Here is a 15,798-nt window from a genome sequence, read left to right as displayed (position 1 = left end):
ACGCGCCGCTGCTGATGCAGAGCTACCGCGCGGAACATCCCCGCCTGCACGGGGAAAACCGGATTCTGGAGAGTGCCCCGGCGTGGGTGGGCGGAACATCCCCGCCTGCACGGGGAAAACCTCGGGGGCGTGCGGAACGATCCCCGTGCCGCCGGAACATCCCCGCCTGCACGGGGAAAACAACTGCGCGGAGGAGGCCCGCAAGCTCGAGCCCGGAACATCCCCGCCTGCACGGGGAAAACGCCGTGTATCTCGGGCAGGCCTACCGCCAGGCCGGAACATCCCCGCCTGCACGGGGAAAACACTCTGAACTGACGCAGTAAACCCTACATCCTCTCCCCTGAAGACCCTCGACCCCAGGGTAACTAACCTTACAAAGTTTCAAGCTCCTCGGGAGGGGCAAAGTTCCCTTTTAGTGTCTCATACCGGGCGTCCTTGACGGCCACAAGTTGATACCCTTCGAGATCCACCAACGTACGCCGCCCCTCGCCATGCATCCGGACAGCAAAACCCTGCTCACTGTTGCTGCGGTAGAGCTGGGTGCAGCGGCCTCCGCGGGCGTGCTGCACCACCTTGTCCCACAGTAGGTCGCGGACAGTAGCGCTGACGGTGCCCACGTACACGCCCGTCTGGACCTCGATCAGCCAGCGTGTCAGCTCTCCGCGCAAGGATGGGGGAACACGCTCAAGCGTCATCACCAGCATGGTTCACCCCACCCTGCACATTGCCTTCGGGGTCCCACAACTCGCCCACGTCGTCATCCCCGGGGTCAATCTCATGGCGGTCGTCGAGGAGGGTGAGCAGATCGTTCGCCATGCGCTCCAGCAGCCGCAACTGCTTGATGTGGTCGCGCAGGGCCAGGCGCACACGTCGGTCGATGTCCTGGCCGCCCCGCGCCGCCTCCTGAAAGGCGACGGGCATCACGACTTCCATCTTGTACAGGTCCGCCACGTCGTACACGAAGCTGAGTTGCTTGCCGGTATGCACGAAGCCCAGGGCTGGGCTGTATCCACAACTCAGGATGGCTGCGTGCGCGAGGCCGTACAGGCAAGCGGTCCCGCTACTGATCGCCTTGTTGATGGGGCTGGCCTCGTCCCAGTTCCCGCGATTGTACTTGCGCTCCTGCCACTTGACGCCGTGCGCTTGGCTGTAGCGGGCGTACAAGTCGCGCACCCGTGCCCCCTCGCGCCCGCGAATCTGTTGCAGCGTGAGGTGGTCGGGCAGCCCCTCTGGGAAGCGCATCGTGTACATCTGCCGCACGATGCGTTCACGACTGCGGGGGTGTGCCCACAGCCGGGCCTGTCGCATCAGGCGCTCCGATTTGCGCGATTCCCCAACGCCGCTGGCATACATCCGCACGCCCTGTTCGCCCACCCACAGCACTGAACAGCCCGTGTCCGAGAGGGCCTTCATGGCGCTGTGGCTCACGCTGGTCCCCGGGCCGAGCAACAGCACGCCCAAGCTGGCACAGGGAATGGTGATCATGCCCTCTGGGTGGAAGGCTTGGATGCTGCGCCCGTCCTGCTCCAGCGTGCTGTGCTCGAGGTACAGATAAGAGGTCCCGTCCCGAAACTTGGGCAGTTCCCGGAGATTCTGTTTCTTCCAGACGATTGGAGCCTGGCTCTGATGCGTCATGAGATCCGTCACGGTCTACCTCCGGGCGAGGCTCAGCAGGCCGAAGCCCAGCGATTTGGCCTTGCCGACGCCCTGCTGTGCGGTCTGCGCGAGTTGTGAGGGATCCTCCACGGTCAGCAGCCCCTCGAAGGTCACGGCGAAGAGGGTCATGGGCGCGCCTCCCCGCGCCTTGTACAGCCGGACGTTGCCGCTCTGCACGATGTCCGCGCCCAGTATGGCAAAGCCGCCCCGTTCGCCCTGGCGGTCGAGCCATTCCAGTTGTTCCTTCGCGCCGCGCAGGGCTTCCCGCTTCGTGCGGGGGTCCGTCGTGCGGTCTTGGTCGTTGCGGTAACGGTTGACGGTAACGTTCGCCCGCAAACGGAACAGCAGACGGTCCCCCTCGCGCAGGCCCGAGAGGTCCAGGGGCCTCACCTGGATGTCTTGGAAGTAGCCGGGCCAGCGGTCCTCCAGTGCCTGCCAATCGGGGCGGGTCATGCTCTGCACGAGGAGGCCCTTCTGATCATCGTTGCGCCACAGCAACCGCTCGCCGTCGGGGAGGGGGCGGCCTTCCTCGCCCGCGCCGGGAAAGGCCCAGCGCAGCGACTGGTGCAGGCCGTAAGCGCTCCGCAGGTCTCCATCGGCCTGACGGTTCCCCTCGTTCAGGAAGAGACGGGAGAGGTACATCAGCCCACCTCCGGCAGGGGCGCGGGCCGTGCCATAGGAGCCTCGCTGAACATCCACACGTCGCGCAGGGCGTAGCGACGCTCGGCAAAGGAGGCGGTGGGATCGTCCCGGCGCAGGCCCGGTGAAAGGCGGCGCGTGTCGCCCGACACCGCGTCCCGGTCCACCACGAAGCGGTAAGGGGCGTCGGGATCGTTCCGCTCGCCACGCAGGCTGGGGGCCGAGCGCAGCACGTCCAGCAACTCGCCCTCACGGACACCGCCGTCCAGCCAGAGCGCTTCCGAGGGCGGAAAGCTCTTGCGTCCCAGGCACAGGGGCCAGTGCGGGTTTCGCAGGGCCGCGTGGGTGGCTTCCAGCAGCGGACGCTCGCCGCCCAACGCTGCCCAGAAGGCAGCGTCTACGAGGTAGGCGCGGCGCGTCACGCTGGTGCTCGTCTTGCGCTCGCCGGGAAAGAGTTGCGCCGTGTGGTAATCGCTGCGGACCACACCTTCGCGGTCCACCCGCACGCCGAAACGCAGGGCGGCAAGGTGGTCCACCGGCTCGGCCCGGTCAATGCCCAGCGCCGCAGCCACCAGGCCGAGCACACCGCTTTTGCTGGGCTCGGCCTCGGTGTCACGGTCGTCGAACTGGCTGCGGGTGCCCCACGCCTGCATCGGCCCCACCAGCCGGATCAGCAAGGTCGCCATCCCTCACTGCCCCAACTGGCCCAGCACGCCGCGCACATCGTTGAGCACGCTGCCAATCAGGGTCTCCACGTTCGGCTGCCGTTCGCCCAGGGCCTCCATCTCCAACTCGTCGTGCGCGTTCACGTACCGCCCACGCCCGCCCTGGCCGAAGATGCGCTCCTGCCTGTCCCACTCGTTCGCCAGTTTCTCGATGCTGGGCGCGACGTGGCCGCCCTCTCTGGCCTTCACGGCCACCTCGAAGGCATTGGCGAGGTTGCGCGGGCTGGCGTCCTGCCGCACCACGGTGGAGATCAGGCTGGGGAGGTTGTGTGCCGCAAAGGTGTTCTGCTTGCCAGTGGGTACGGCGTACACGCTGGCGTACAACAGCGCCTTCAGCCCGCGCAGCACCAGGTCGTCGTCCCCGCCCAAGTTCCCCCGCAGCTTGGCGAGGTCAATGCACAGGTAACGGTAGAAGGTGGCGCTGCCGAACTCCACCGTGCCCAGCATGTCCGCGCCCGCCGTGTCATTCGGCTTGAGGTCGTCCACTGCCGTGTAAAAGTCGAACTCGCGGCGGCTCATGGCGTGGGTGCCCAGTGCGTGGGCCACCTGCGCGGCGGCGTCGGCATTCTTGTCGGGCAGATCGGCCAGCATCCGCCCGAAGAGGGCGATGTCCACGGCGCGCGAGCCATCCAAAGCACCTAGAAGGTTTGCCTTCAATTCCTTGGGAAGGTCTACAGCTTTGGGAGTTTTTTTCTGTGCCTCAGCCTCTAAAGCTTTGAGATGAGCTTCGAAGCCCTCCCAATTTTCAAGAATCTTCTGACTGAACGAGGCCAATTCATCCCTACCCAGGAAAACGAGATATTCCGTTTTCTTTTCTTGAATTCCATCCTTACGTTTGGTCGTCTTGACCTCAAGTTTCACGCCTTTCAGAGCTTCTATGGCCGCTTTCTCAGCCTCCTCGTGGCCCCGCCCAGCCTCCTTCAATAGGTCGCGGATGGCCTCATGGGCACGCTTGGTCCGCTCGCCGATCTCGTCGCGGGTCAATAAGTGGCGTTCCTTGAAGTCCATCCGCATCGCCCGCTTGAAGCTCTGGCTGCTGACGCGGGCGCGGCGCACCCCGCCGAAGTAGGCGTCCTTGGGGCTACCGGTATCGTCGCGGTTGAGGTTGCTGGGGGCAAAGTTCTGAATAAGGTGCAGTTCGAGCAGGGCCTTCATGCGGGGTCCTCCGGGGCGAGTTCGGGTTCGGGTGTGTCTATGGTATTGGCTTCAGCTCTAATTTGCTTGGCGGCTTCTGTATAGAAGGCGTCTGACCATTCACGGCGGATACCATCGCCAAGTCGGGTCTGCCAGAGCATTAGGTCATTGGTAAGTCGCGCCCAATCGGGCTTAGTGTCATTGGCCTTTAGCAGCGTCAGCGCCTGCCGAAGCTGGTAGGGCAATGCCTCCGCATCAGCATCCAACAGAGCCAGGAAGCGGCTTTCGATGCTGCTAGGTGCGTCCAGCTTGCGTCCTGATTTGCGGTTCTGTGCGACGTGCAGTTCGCCTAGCAGCAGTCCCAGCGGCTGCTGCTTGCGCTTTTGCCGCTCAGCCTCGGCCTCCGTCTGCTCGTCGTGAGGACGCTCAACGAGCGAGAACAGGCCCGCCACGAGTTCCAAGACATCTCTTTGCCACTCTACGCGCGTTTCATTTTCCAGCCCAGCAGCATAGAGAGTGCCAGTGAGGAAACGGGCAGGTCTATTGGCAAGCGACTGGCGGAGCTTAGCCAATTGCCCGCGATCAAATTCCGCCAAGGACTCAAAGAACCTCTGCCATTTTTCCAGTTGCTTTTGGCGTTGGGTCTGCCTTTCCTGAGGCTTTTTCTCTTCTTCTGCGGTCATTCAGTCGCCTCCTGAATTCAATGGCTTTAAAGTGCTGACCAGAATGCCCTTGGCGATACTCGCGGCCCGCAACGCTGCCGCGCCTTCGCCCACGCCCTGACAGGCCAACGTCCAGGCGTCCCAGGCGGTGCGGGTGAGGGTGCGCCGCCACTCCCGCGCCGCAGCCGGGGGCGAGTCGTCCAGCGCGGCGAGGTATTGTCGAAACGGGGCCTCTAGCCGCGCCCAGAACGTCGCCTCGGCGGGAAGTTGGTCCATCAACTTATTCACGTCGTCTTTGTGCGGCTCACGCTCACCACCGCGTGAGAGCGTCTCCACCACCAGACGGCGAATGGCTTGCTTGAGGCCGCCACCCGCGTGCTTGGCGGCTTCCAGGGCAGTGAACACCTCGTCGGTGAAGCGCTGGGGCTCCTCGACAAAGGCATGGGGCAGGGTGTAACCCTCCTGCCGGTACGAGAACGCCTTGCCCTGATCGGTCACCTGCCCGAAAACACTCACCGGAATGACTGGCTGCGCATATGCGTAGCGACTGGTGGGGGCGTCCTCCAGTGCGTCCAAGTCGAAGCTGCCACCGATGCTGTGGCCCTGCTCCTCCAGCGCCCTCAGCACCTCGCGGGCGTGGTAGACGCTGGCGGGTGGGGTGCCCTTGACCCGGACCACCTGGCCTGCCGCCTGTCCGCCTTCCAGCACTTGCCGCTGGTTTTGCGGCTCGGGCAGCAGGGCCAGCACGTCACGCCAGAACAGTTGCTCGCGGCGCAGCTTCTGGGGAAAGGGGAAGGGCTGCTTGGGATCACGGCCAGGAACCGTCGCCACCATCGGGTCTACAGTCTTGCCCGTCTCCTCCAGCGTGTTCTTGAAGGGAATGCCCGCCGCAAAACCGATGAAACGAACGCGGACCGAACCGTCTTCCTCCACCTGGGTCAACCGAACCGAGCGGCTGACCCAGGAGTAATGGTCGGTCAGGCCCATGACTACGCGGGAAAGATCGGCGCTCCCCTCATATAACTTCCGCACCGCCTCGGCGCGTAGGGGAGGTTGTTCCCAGGCCGGTGCGTCCCCATCGGGCCGGTAGGGCACCAAATTCAGGCAGAACGTCTCGTGCAGGGTGCGGCCCTGCGGGAGGGTGAGGGCGAAGGTGGCGATGGGAGCGGCCTTGGCGGACGTAGTAAACCGCTTGATCAGTCCCCCCAATGCAAAGGTCTGATGCTCCAGCAAGCGCCGCGCGGCCTCAGCGGGGGAAATCGAGTCGTTCCGCTCGCCGCCGGGCCGCCCCGCCGGGTTAAACAGCGCCGTCGTATTCGCGCTGCCCACTTCCGTGCCCAGGCGGGTCCAGTGGCTCAGGTACTTGCCGCCGTCCAGTTCAGGCGTCAGGTCTGCCACTTGCATAAAGGGCAGCGTCTCGTGAAACAGGTCGAAGCGGTCCGCGTGCGCGTCCAGATATCTGTGAATGGCCTCCTGTGAGAAGCCGCCGCTGTACCACTCCGCCACCTGCGCGGCGTCCCCCGGGCCTCGCAGTGCCCGGTGCAGCACGGCGAGGCACAGGCGGTACAGGGCCACTGTCACCAGCGGCGACGGGTCATCTATACGTTCGAACGCCTGCGCCTGCGTCAGGACCTCGCGCAGGCCCACGTGCTGCACCGCGCCGCCTTCCAGTGGACGACTGGGAATCCAGCCGTCGTCAATAAGCGAAAAGCTAGCCAACATTGCACCTCCTTTGGAAAGTGTGAAGGAGAGGTGTCGCCTCCTTGTCGCACAGAGTTTGACAACAGGAAACCAGTTAGAAAAATTAAGTGCAGTGCTATCAGAAAGAGAAGGCAGGGGGGACTTCCCCCTGCCCTCACCAAGCCCTACTCGTCCTCAAGCTCCAGCAATTCCGTCGCCAGACGCAGGAGGGGAAGCAGACTTTCTGGACGTTGGCCCTGCTCCAGCCGCGTTTCGGCAAGCTGGAACAGCCTTTCCAGCAGGACTATGCACTCAGATGGGCTCATCGTGGTTTACCTCCTTGAGCGGACGAAGACAGCCGATTAGACTGCCCTCGCAAACGAAGACCGACAGTACTTTTGTTTGCTGACCGACGTTCACTCCCCGCCAGGAGTGGGCGTCTTTCGTTATTCACCTCCAATCCCACCCTACGCGAGGTCAAGGAGAAATACAATCCCTTCGGGGTATAGCTTGAGTAATTCGCTCGCTTATTTCTATTACTTTGAGAGCCCGACCTTACCCATCCCCGCCCACACGGGGAAAACGGACGCCCTTCGGGCTATAGCGGACCATCCCCGCCCACGCGAGGACTAGGGATAGTGTAACGTCTGAGCTAACCGCTTAGCTAAGTAGAAGTCATGACTGTGTTCAACATGCACGACGCCAAAAAGCAGCTCAGCAAGCTGGTGGACGCCGCCGAGCGCGGCGAAACTGTCGTCATCGCACGGAATGGCAAGCCCGCCGTTCAGTTGACCGCCATAGGAGCGGCAGGGCAACAGTGGTCTCCCGAAGCGCCGGCCTTCTTCACGTCCGCCCCCTCCCCCGAACTTGCCGACTTCGAGATGCCCGAGGACGATGTACTGCCGCCCCATGAACGGAACTTGTTCTGATTCGCTTCCTGCTGGATACCGATACCATCAGCCTCGCCGTGCGCGGTGAGGGCGCGGTTCGAAGCCACCTTGCCGCCATGCCCCTGACCGAACTGGCGGTCAACACCGTGACCCTGATTGAGCTGGAGTTCGGCATGAGCCTCAAACCCGCTCGCCTGGCGGTAGTGGAAGTGGCCCTGAACCTGTGGCTGCCGCAAGTCATGGTGCTGGACTACGGGCCGCAGGATGCCGGAATCACATCGTATATCCGCACCGCCCTTTGGCAATAGGGCACGCCCATTGGCCCCTGTGACCTGCTGGACGCAGGCGTGGCGCTGGCCCGGGGACTGGAGCTGGTGACACATAACGCGCGAATACGAGCGGATGGACGGCCTCCGGCTCGCGGACTGGATGGACCGCAACTCCGACACGATTTGACGCACTGTCCTCTTACGCTGAGGCATGGACAGAGCGACACAGCAAGCGTGGTATCTGTGGGCCAAAAGTGACCGCCGGAGCGACGGCAAAGCGGGCGACGGGCGCTATCTTCCCGTTTTAACGCACCTGCTGGACGTGGCTGCCTGCACTTGGGAGATTCTGGAGCTGGAACCGCCTCACACGCTGACCCTTCTCGCCGAGGATTACGGGGTGGACGTAGAGACCGCCCGCCGCTGGGTCTGCGCTCTAGCCGGGCTGCACGATTTGGGCAAGGCCAGCCCCACCTTTCAAGCTCTCTGGAATATGGCGGAGAAGAGGCCGCTGCCCGGCGTGGAGCGGCTGATGGCGGGCCTGGGGACCAGCAACGTCCCGCACGGTGAAGTCTCGCAACTACTGTTGCCCCCTCTGCTCAAGCGAGTCGGTTGGGGTCAAGCCGCCAGGGAAAAAGTCGCGGATGCCGTTGGCTGTCACCACGGGCGGCCCACCTCCAGGCAGGGCCTCCAGATTCCCACCCACGAGCGCGGAGCGGGCGATTGGGAGGGCGCTCAGTTCATGCTGTTCAAGAAGGTGTTGCAGGCACTGGGGTTGAGCATGTCACCTCCTCTCCACGATCTCTCTGCCCCAGCCTATATGCGCCTTGCGGGCCTGACGAGCTTCGCCGACTGGTTGGGCAGCAGCTTCGAGGTGCCGTCCCAGGTGGATCCGCTGCCCATCGAGAACCTAGCGGCCTACTTCGAGAAGGCGCGCGGCAAGGCCCGGGCCAAGCTGAGGAGCGTTGGTTGGACAGAACGTAGGCCGCTGCAAACTGAAGTTCAGTCGCCCGCCGAGATGTTCGCCTACATCCCCGGCTTCCTGCCCCGCGCCCTGCAAGAGCAACTGGCGGCCCTCCTGCCCACCCTGAGCGCCGAACCCACCCTTATTCTGGTGGAGGCCCCGATGGGCGAGGGCAAGACGGAGGCCGGGCTGCACGCGGCAACCTGGCTGCAAACGAAATTGGGGCACCGGGGCCTGTACATTGCCCTGCCCACCCAGGCGACGGGCAACGCGATGTATATGCGCTTTCGCCAGTTCCTGCATGAGGCCTCGCGGCGGGAGGTCGAGCCGGACCTCCAACTGATGCACGGGGGCGCGTTGCTGAACAAGGCGTATCAGGAGAACTTGACGCGGACCCTCAACCCACAGAACGATTCGGCCACCGCCGCCGAGGAGCGGCTGAACGTCCGCGCCGAGAGCTGGTTCAGCGCCCGCAAACGCGCGGGCCTGAGCGAATACGGTGTAGGCACGGTGGATCAGGCGCTGCTAGGCGTGCTGGGGGTGCCCCACCAGTTCGTGCGGCTGTGGGGCCTGGGCAACCGCGTGGTGCTGTTGGACGAGATTCACGCCTACGACACCTACACCAGTCACCTGATTCATGCGCTGCTGCGCTGGCTCAGGGCACTGGGCAGCTCGGTCATCCTGATGAGTGCCACCCTGCCCGCCGTCAGTCGCCGCGAGTTGCTGGATGCCTGGGGGACGCAAGAGGAAGGCGAGACGGCGCAGTACCCCCGCCTGACCGTCGCCCAGGGAGCGGAAGCCCGGTCCCAGCACATCAGGAGCAGCCGCACGCAGACGCCCATCACGATGCGGGCGCTGGGCGCTTCAGTGGAGGAGGTGGCGCAGAAGGCGCTGGACCTCGCCCTGGATGGAGGCTGCGTGGCCGTCATTGTCAACACGGTGCAGCGGGCGCAGGACGTGTTCTGCGAAATCCGGGAGCGGCACGTCGGGAGGCTCAGGACGGTGATGAAGGGGGGAACGAAGGATGATCTCTGCGCCCTTCTCTTTCACGCCCGCTACCCGGCGGAGGACCGCGAAAAGCGCGAAACGGCGGTGCTGAAGTACCTCGGCCCGCAGCCCTACGAGAACAAGGAATTGGGCGTCAAGAAGGCGGATTACCGCCCCCGCCGTTTGATCCTGATCGCCACGCAGGTGGCCGAACAGAGCCTGGATTTCGATGCGGACGTGATGATCTCGGACCTCGCGCCGATGGACTTGCTGCTTCAGCGGGCGGGCAGGTTGCACCGGCACGCGGGAAACGCGGCCCGCAGACACGGACATGCCACGCCGCATCTGTGGGTGGCGGGGCTGGACACCTGGCCCGCCGCCGCGATGGAGGCCCACAAGTGGCAGTGGGTCTACGCGCCCCACCTGCTCTACCGCACCTGGCTCAGGCTGAAGGACGGCGCAGAGATTCGCCTGCCCGCCGATCTGGACACGCTGGTGCAGGACGTGTACGGGGAGGGCGAGTGGTTCACGCTGGAAGACGAGCAGCGGGCGCGACTGGACGCGGCGACGGTGGAGTTTCAGAACGAGACGGGCAACGACGCACGCTTCGGGGACCTTGCCCACATCGGTAACCCAGACGACTTCTTCAACAACGTGCCGACCATCCAGGCTGAGCCCGACGGCGAACCCGCCCACGACGACGAGTGGCCCCAGACCCGCCTGGGGGAGCAGAACATTCGGCTGGTACCCGTTCACCGCATCGGCAGCGGGTATTTCCTGGACCCCGATGGAAAAGACCCGGCGCGCATCGGCAAGGGCGTAGGCAAGCTAGACCGGGCACAGGCCGCCGCCATCTTTAAACGCAGCCTGCGCGTCTCGCGGCGGGAACTGGTTCACCTGGCGCCTGACCTCGCCCCAACTCACACAAGCTGGGCCGACAATCCCCTGCTGCGCGACTGCGTGCCCCTGCCGCTGGTAAACGGGAAAGTTCCAATACCCCTCAGCAACCTGGAAGTCGAGCTACACCCGGAGCTGGGGCTAGTGTACCAGTCCGTCTCGCCTCAGCGGTCATAGCGCCGCAGCGCTTCCCGCAGTTCTCCCAACCAGTATTCCCGCACGTGGGCGGGGGCCAGCACCTCGGCGCGCGGCCCCCAGCCCAGCAGGAAGGGGAGCAGTTCGCGCGGCAGGCCCGTCTTGTCAGCCCCGGCGCGGAATTCGGCGTAAATACTGCCGTCCGGCTCGGTGCGGAAGCTGGCATTCGGATATCCGCCCTCGAGCAGGCGGTAGGCGGCATCCGGCGTGAAGCGCACCGTGACCGTGATGGGCGCAGCGCTCCCCACCACGCCCCAGGCGTCCGAGAGGAATTCTTTGGGGTCAAAGGCCGGGTCCGGCTCGAAGCCCTCGCGCAGCACCTCCAGGTGCTGCATCCGCGACAACTTGAAGGTGCGGACCTGCCCGCGCTTCCTGCGTTCTAGCCCAATCACGTAGGGCGCGAGGTTGGTGCGGCTAATCTCGATGAAGTACACACACAACTCGTTGCCGCGCTCGACTGGTTTTGAGGGGGGCTGGTAGTCGAAGCGCAGCACCCGCGAGTCCACCCACGCCTGCGCCACCTTTTCCAATTCGCGCTCCTGCACCTGCGCCGCGCCGTTGTCTACAACGGAGGCATTCAGGGTGTAGCGGATGCTCTCGGGCAGCACCCGTGAAATCTGCTCCATCGCGTGTCGGTAGTGCCGGTTGCCCGACGGCGAGTGGTGGTAGGCGAGGCGAATGGCCGTGTAGGCGGCAAGGGCCTCGGGGGCGTTGAAGGCCCCGCCGCGTTTGGGGATGTACAGCCGTTTCTCGTGGCCGGGATGGGGCAGTGCGGCGTGCCCCATCTGTCCCAGGGTCTGAAGGTCTCGCTCGATGGTCCGCACGCCGACTTCAAACTGGGCGCACAGTTCCCCCTTTGTCATGGGTGAAGTTTCGAGGCGGGCCAGCAGGTCCGCCAGCCGCTTGGCCCGGTGCCACACTTTTGAGGGCCGATGAACCCTCTGGGGTGTCAGGTTCGGATCGGCCCAGTCCTCGGACTTGGGCGGAGGTTGCGTCGGGAGAGGATCACCCATACCCCACACGCTGCCACACGGGTGAGGCGCAGATGTCGCGCGACGGCCTCACCCGCCCACAAGGCTGAGGGGATTTGAGTCGGCCTGACGCAATTCCTGCTCCTGGGCCGTGACCCAGGGCAGGGGCACACCACTGAGAAAGGCCTCGACGGGACGGCCCGCCCGCCGTAACTCGCGCACGTCGTAGGTCCACTTGGTCCCCGGGCCGAGTTCGTAGAAGCCGCCGCGCGTGACGATGCTGCCTTTCCAGCCCAGGCCCTGCCGCAGGGTGTTCATTACCTTGGAAGCGCGTTGCCTGGCCTGCCGGGCCTCCCGCACCTGGCCGTCGTCCAGCGCTTCGAGCAGGGCGTCGCCGCTGACCTGTCCCTCACCCTCCAACAGGGCCACGAGCGCCACCAACGAGAGCGGCGGAAGGTGCAGGATACGGCCATTGACGCGCACCTCGGGGAAGCCTGCCGCACGCACCTCCAGCCGCGTGACTGGTGGCCTGGGCAGCGGTTGGGGCTGGGCCTCCAGCGGGAGCAGGGCGAAGAGGGCGGGAAACGCCAGGCTTTCCTCACGCACCCAGAGCAGGTGCTGCTCCTGGCCCTGCATGAGGTCCAGTGCGCGGGCTGCGTCGCCCGTGCGCCGGGCCAGTTCCGCCCGCACGATCTGCGCCCGGTCAGCGTCCTCGCGCCCCAGCACTCCGGAGCGCCCCAGCAGGCCCTCCACCTGCGCGGCGTCCAGATGGGGCAGCGAGACGTGGGCCGCTGCGAGGTCCACGTTCACCCAGGACGTTCCCGCGTCACGGTCGGCCTGCACCGCCCGGGCCGCTTCCGTCAGGGGTTCAAGGGCCGCGAGCATTCGCCCTTGCAACCGCAGCGTGTGGCCCAGCCCGCGCAGGGCCTGGCGCAGATCATCCTCGTCGCCCGCCTTTCTCGCCTGGGTTGCCGCCTGCGTGTAGGCGTCCTCGGCGCGCTTCCACTCGCCCAGTGCGCGGTAAGCCGCTCCCTGCCCCGAGAGCGCCCGGCTGCGGAACTTGCCGCCGACCCGGAACATCTCGCGGAAGTACCTCTCGGCGTCCTCCAGGTGCCCGAGTTGAAGCGCCATCAGGCCGAGGCTGTTGAGCGCCCAGCCCTCCAGTTCCTCGCCCTTCAGGGCGAGGCGGGCCTCGCTGAACACTTGCACGGCCCGCGCCTGCTCTCCAGCCCGGGCGAGCAGGCTGCCGAACTCCATCAGAGTGATGCCGCGCGTGCGGCCTCGGCACCACCGCAGCGCCCGCTCATAGGCGTCCAGCCAGCCCTTCCGCCCCAACCGCATCAGGGCCTGCCCCCGTGCCCGCTCCAACAGCATCCCTTCAAAGGGGGTGAGTGCTTCCGCATCCTGCACGGCCCGCACCGCGTACTGGAGGCCCTCCTCGTCGGCCTCGCGCTGCGTCAGTGCCCAGGCCAGATATGCCCAGAGAAAGGTTGGGGACGGTGCCTGCTGCAACCGCCCCCGCACCTCGTCCTCGATGTGCGCCGCACCCCCCGGCAAATTTCCCAGGAGCCGGAGGCGCAGGCGCAGGCTCTCCGGCTGCGCCTGCGCCTCCGGCGGTAACCGCCCAAACAGGGCCAGCAGTTCGGCAAAGCGGGCCGAGCCCCGTGCCTCCTCGGTGGCATGGACGAGGGTCCGCAGCGCCTCTGCGGAGCGGCCCAGGGCCAGCAGCACCTCTACCGATTCGTCCCAGACGGATGTGAGTTGTGCGCTCCCCGGGTGCCCCGTTCTGACCGCCATATCCGGATGGTAACGCGGCCCAGGCCACCTGCCCGGACCGCGCCCTGCACTTCGCCCTGCTGTTTAGCCCATGCCGCCCCCGCCCGTCTTCACATCGTCTCCGGCCAGAACGGGATTGGCGGGGACCTCCACCCGTTGCACCTGCCCCAGCGCCGCCAGCCCCAGCAGCCCGCACAGCATCACCGCACGCCAGATCCGAGTCCATATCGTCATGGGAACCTCCCTCTTCAGCGGTCCACGCCGCCGAAAGCAACAGAGACCCCCTCAGCCGCTTAGCCGATCGGCTGAATGTTTCAGGACACGCAAACTGAAGGGGGCCGTCTGGGCGAACGTGCCAGTCTCGACCGTCACCGAAAAGCCCCACTTTTCCTGAAACTCGTGCTCTAGGGGGGCTTCCTAGCGACGCCTTTACTGTGCTAGCCAAGTGCGTCTAAACGTGACGTGGGAATTCCCCTGGCTGTGAATCACTGCCCTGGCTTAGACTGAAGGCCGCTTCGGCAGCGCCGCATGACAATGTAATTTGAATCAGAGGTGTCGCCGGACCCTTCGAGGGGGGGCGTGGGGTAAAGTGGCTGTGGTTTTAAAGTGTTTTCCCCGTGTGGGCGGGGATGCTCCGAGGTGGAGGTGCCCGCCGGGACACCTCTCGCCGTTTTCCCCGTGTGGGCGGGGATGCTCCGCGGGTGAGGGCAAGTGACCTCTCCCCTCAACCGTTTTCCCCGTGTGGGCGGGGATGCTCCGTCCGCCCACGCCTTCGTGATCTTCTCGATCTGGTTTTCCCCGTGTGGGCGGGGATGCTCCGTCCACCTACAGCATCCGCGCTGAGAAGGCGTTGTTTTCCCCGTGTGGGCGGGGATGCTCCGGCACCGCCCCTGCCGTGGATGCCCTCTCGGCGGTTTTCCCCGTGTGGGCGGGGATGCTCCGCGGTCGGTGAAGCGGACGCTCACCCGGGTCGGGTTTTCCCCGTGTGGGCGGGGATGCTCCGCCCCACGAGTCCAGGCGGGGGGTCGCGCCCTCGTTTTCCCCGTGTGGGCGGGGATGCTCCGCGTCGTTTCCCCCGGGTGGGGCAGTTGCAGCGGTTTTCCCCGTGTGGGCGGGGATGCTCCGCGGTGTGGCAAGGCCCGCCGAGCGCACGTCAAGTTTTCCCCGTGTGGGCGGGGATGCTCCGTAGCACCCTTAAACAAGAGACCAACCACAGTAGTTTTCCCCGTGTGGGCGGGGATGCTCCGGAATTGGTTTTTCTCGAATCTCGCATTCAATCGTTTTCCCCGTGTGGGCGGGGATGCTCCTGTGGCTGGTTTCCCTCCGCGTCGCCTCGCTGAGTTTTCCCCGTGTGGGCGGGGATGCTCCGTTGATACGGCCTAGGCGGATTCGTTCGTCTTCGTTTTCCCCGTGTGGGCGGGGATGCTCCGATCAACGAGGACCTCGTCCAGTCCATGCTCCGGTTTTCCCCGTGTGGGCGGGGATGCTCCGCTGGTGCGCGTATCAGGAGTCGCACTGCTGGTGTTTTCCCCGTGTGGGCGGGGATGCTCCGGCTCGGAACTGCTCGTGGGTGGCGGGCGTGACGTTTTCCCCGTGTGGGCGGGGATGCTCCGGAAGGTCGAGTTGTTGAGAAGGTCCTGGACCGGTTTTCCCCGTGTGGGCGGGGATGCTCCGCCCTCCTCGTCAATCAGGCGGCGCACGATGGCGTTTTCCCCGTGTGGGCGGGGATGCTCCGCCCGAGCGGTCCAGCTACATCTCTGATGTTGAGTTTTCCCCGTGTGGGCGGGGATGCTCCGCGATGAGCCCCCCGTTGAGCACCTGGGCGACGGTTTTCCCCGTGTGGGCGGGGATGCTCCGTCGCCCTGGCGCAGGGTGTAGCCGAGGGACAGGTTTTCCCCGTGTGGGCGGGGATGCTCCGTCGCGCAGGTCGCGGCCCGCGTCCACGAGCTGGTTTTCCCCGTGTGGGCGGGGATGCTCCGCGGCTCAACCCGTCTCACCATCCGGCGCGCATGTTTTCCCCGTGTGGGCGGGGATGCTCCGTAGCTCCAGCCGTGGACGAGTTCGGACAGCACGTTTTCCCCGTGTGGGCGGGGATGCTCCGCTTCCTGAGCCGACGAACAGGAGGGTAACCATGTTTTCCCCGTGTGGGCGGGGATGCTCCGGCGCGGATGCGCGCGCAGGTCGCCGGGTCCTCGTTTTCCCCGTGTGGGCGGGGATGCTCCGGCGACGAGGGCGAGCGGGGCCGGGAGCGCGTCGTTTTCCCCGTGTGGGCGGGGATGCTCCGGCCAGATCCAAGAATTCCAGGTAGGTGTTGGCGTTTTCCCCGTGTGGGCGGGGATGCTCCGCGTGCCAGCAC

At 65.5% G+C, this 15,798-nt stretch carries 14 protein-coding genes and 2 CRISPR repeat arrays (2 of these 16 running past the window's edge); of the genes, 3 read left to right on the top strand and 11 right to left on the bottom strand.

Annotated elements, in window-relative coordinates; genetic code table 11:
• A CRISPR array of direct repeats spans positions 1-303; the repeat unit is 29 nt; unit sequence CGGAACATCCCCGCCTGCACGGGGAAAAC; it reaches 3,264 nt to the left of the window's first position.
• Positions 304-371: 68 nt separating this feature from the next.
• From cas2e to DAETH_RS12795, 8 genes are all read right to left on the bottom strand, one after another.
• Positions 372-704 carry a type I-E CRISPR-associated endoribonuclease Cas2e gene (gene cas2e, locus DAETH_RS12830; RefSeq protein ID WP_264775272.1) on the bottom strand — a complete coding sequence of 111 codons (333 nt, stop codon included), beginning with the start codon at positions 702-704 and terminating at the stop codon, positions 372-374.
• Positions 685-1,647 carry a type I-E CRISPR-associated endonuclease Cas1e gene (gene cas1e / locus DAETH_RS12825; protein ID WP_264775271.1) on the bottom strand — a complete coding sequence of 321 codons (963 nt, stop codon included), beginning with the start codon at positions 1,645-1,647 and terminating at the stop codon, positions 685-687. The genes cas2e and cas1e overlap by 20 nt, the downstream gene beginning before the upstream one ends.
• Before the next feature lie 3 nt (positions 1,648-1,650).
• On the bottom strand, positions 1,651-2,298 hold the full coding sequence (gene cas6e, locus DAETH_RS12820) for a type I-E CRISPR-associated protein Cas6/Cse3/CasE (RefSeq protein WP_264775270.1): 648 nt from the start codon (positions 2,296-2,298) through the stop codon (positions 1,651-1,653).
• Entirely contained in the window at positions 2,298-2,981 is a 684-nt protein-coding gene (cas5e, locus tag DAETH_RS12815; protein ID WP_264775269.1) for a type I-E CRISPR-associated protein Cas5/CasD, read from the bottom strand. The genes cas6e and cas5e overlap by 1 nt, the downstream gene beginning before the upstream one ends.
• A 3-nt stretch (positions 2,982-2,984) precedes the next feature.
• Entirely contained in the window at positions 2,985-4,175 is a 1,191-nt protein-coding gene (gene cas7e, locus DAETH_RS12810) for a type I-E CRISPR-associated protein Cas7/Cse4/CasC (RefSeq protein WP_264775268.1), read from the bottom strand.
• Complete coding sequence (gene casB, locus DAETH_RS12805) at positions 4,172-4,837, bottom strand: type I-E CRISPR-associated protein Cse2/CasB (RefSeq protein ID WP_264775267.1); 666 nt, start codon at positions 4,835-4,837, stop codon at positions 4,172-4,174. The genes cas7e and casB overlap by 4 nt, the downstream gene beginning before the upstream one ends.
• Positions 4,838-6,538: a type I-E CRISPR-associated protein Cse1/CasA gene (gene casA, locus DAETH_RS12800; RefSeq protein WP_264775266.1), complete on the bottom strand. Its 1,701-nt coding sequence runs from the start codon at positions 6,536-6,538 to the stop codon at positions 4,838-4,840.
• Positions 6,539-6,681: 143 nt separating this feature from the next.
• Positions 6,682-6,822, bottom strand: coding sequence for a hypothetical protein (locus tag DAETH_RS12795; protein ID WP_264775265.1), 141 nt, complete (start codon positions 6,820-6,822; stop codon positions 6,682-6,684).
• Between the two features lie 351 nt (positions 6,823-7,173).
• On the opposite strand from DAETH_RS12795, the gene DAETH_RS12790 reads away from it, so the two are divergent.
• The 3 genes from DAETH_RS12790 to cas3 all read left to right on the top strand — a co-directional run bounded on the left by DAETH_RS12790 (position 7,174) and on the right by cas3 (position 10,677).
• Positions 7,174-7,425: a type II toxin-antitoxin system Phd/YefM family antitoxin gene (locus DAETH_RS12790; protein ID WP_264775264.1), complete on the top strand. Its 252-nt coding sequence runs from the start codon at positions 7,174-7,176 to the stop codon at positions 7,423-7,425.
• Positions 7,426-7,502: 77 nt separating this feature from the next.
• The gene (locus DAETH_RS12785) at positions 7,503-7,694 is read left to right on the top strand and encodes a PIN domain-containing protein (protein WP_264775263.1); all 192 of its coding nucleotides are present in this window, start codon (positions 7,503-7,505) and stop codon (positions 7,692-7,694) included.
• 172 nt (positions 7,695-7,866) lie between these two features.
• Positions 7,867-10,677, top strand: coding sequence for a CRISPR-associated helicase Cas3' (gene cas3, locus DAETH_RS12780; RefSeq protein WP_264775262.1), 2,811 nt, complete (start codon positions 7,867-7,869; stop codon positions 10,675-10,677).
• On the opposite strand, the gene DAETH_RS12775 is transcribed toward cas3, so the two are convergent.
• The 3 genes from DAETH_RS12775 to DAETH_RS12765 form a co-directional block, all read right to left on the bottom strand.
• Entirely contained in the window at positions 10,665-11,558 is an 894-nt protein-coding gene (locus tag DAETH_RS12775; protein ID WP_264775261.1) for a helix-turn-helix transcriptional regulator, read from the bottom strand. The genes cas3 and DAETH_RS12775 overlap by 13 nt on opposite strands.
• Before the next feature lie 198 nt (positions 11,559-11,756).
• Positions 11,757-13,463 (bottom strand): tetratricopeptide repeat protein, encoded by a 1,707-nt coding sequence (locus DAETH_RS12770; RefSeq protein WP_264775260.1) that lies wholly within the window; start codon positions 13,461-13,463, stop codon positions 11,757-11,759.
• A gap of 63 nt (positions 13,464-13,526) precedes the next feature.
• Positions 13,527-13,676: a hypothetical protein gene (locus tag DAETH_RS12765; RefSeq protein WP_264775259.1), complete on the bottom strand. Its 150-nt coding sequence runs from the start codon at positions 13,674-13,676 to the stop codon at positions 13,527-13,529.
• A gap of 374 nt (positions 13,677-14,050) precedes the next feature.
• Positions 14,051-15,798: a CRISPR direct-repeat array (repeat unit 29 nt; unit sequence GTTTTCCCCGTGTGGGCGGGGATGCTCCG); it runs 1,331 nt beyond the window's last position.

Origin of the sequence: Deinococcus aetherius (genome assembly GCF_025997855.1) — a bacterium.
GTDB lineage: Bacteria > Deinococcota > Deinococci > Deinococcales > Deinococcaceae > Deinococcus > Deinococcus aetherius.
Note: the sequence above shows the minus strand (reverse complement) of the source record. Positions and strands in the feature narration are given on the sequence as shown.

Coding starts and splice junctions, on each gene's coding strand:
- DAETH_RS12795 (WP_264775265.1), bottom strand. CDS start 6,822: ATGAGCCCATCTGAGTGCATAGTCCTGCTGGAAAGGCTGTTCCAGCTT.
- cas6e (WP_264775270.1), bottom strand. CDS start 2,298: ATGTACCTCTCCCGTCTCTTCCTGAACGAGGGGAACCGTCAGGCCGAT.
- cas7e (WP_264775268.1), bottom strand. CDS start 4,175: ATGAAGGCCCTGCTCGAACTGCACCTTATTCAGAACTTTGCCCCCAGC.
- DAETH_RS12790 (WP_264775264.1), top strand. CDS start 7,174: ATGACTGTGTTCAACATGCACGACGCCAAAAAGCAGCTCAGCAAGCTG.
- DAETH_RS12770 (WP_264775260.1), bottom strand. CDS start 13,463: ATGGCGGTCAGAACGGGGCACCCGGGGAGCGCACAACTCACATCCGTC.
- casB (WP_264775267.1), bottom strand. CDS start 4,837: ATGACCGCAGAAGAAGAGAAAAAGCCTCAGGAAAGGCAGACCCAACGC.
- DAETH_RS12765 (WP_264775259.1), bottom strand. CDS start 13,676: ATGACGATATGGACTCGGATCTGGCGTGCGGTGATGCTGTGCGGGCTG.
- DAETH_RS12785 (WP_264775263.1), top strand. CDS start 7,503: ATGCCCCTGACCGAACTGGCGGTCAACACCGTGACCCTGATTGAGCTG.
- cas5e (WP_264775269.1), bottom strand. CDS start 2,981: ATGGCGACCTTGCTGATCCGGCTGGTGGGGCCGATGCAGGCGTGGGGC.
- casA (WP_264775266.1), bottom strand. CDS start 6,538: ATGTTGGCTAGCTTTTCGCTTATTGACGACGGCTGGATTCCCAGTCGT.
- DAETH_RS12775 (WP_264775261.1), bottom strand. CDS start 11,558: ATGACAAAGGGGGAACTGTGCGCCCAGTTTGAAGTCGGCGTGCGGACC.
- cas3 (WP_264775262.1), top strand. CDS start 7,867: ATGGACAGAGCGACACAGCAAGCGTGGTATCTGTGGGCCAAAAGTGAC.
- cas2e (WP_264775272.1), bottom strand. CDS start 704: ATGCTGGTGATGACGCTTGAGCGTGTTCCCCCATCCTTGCGCGGAGAG.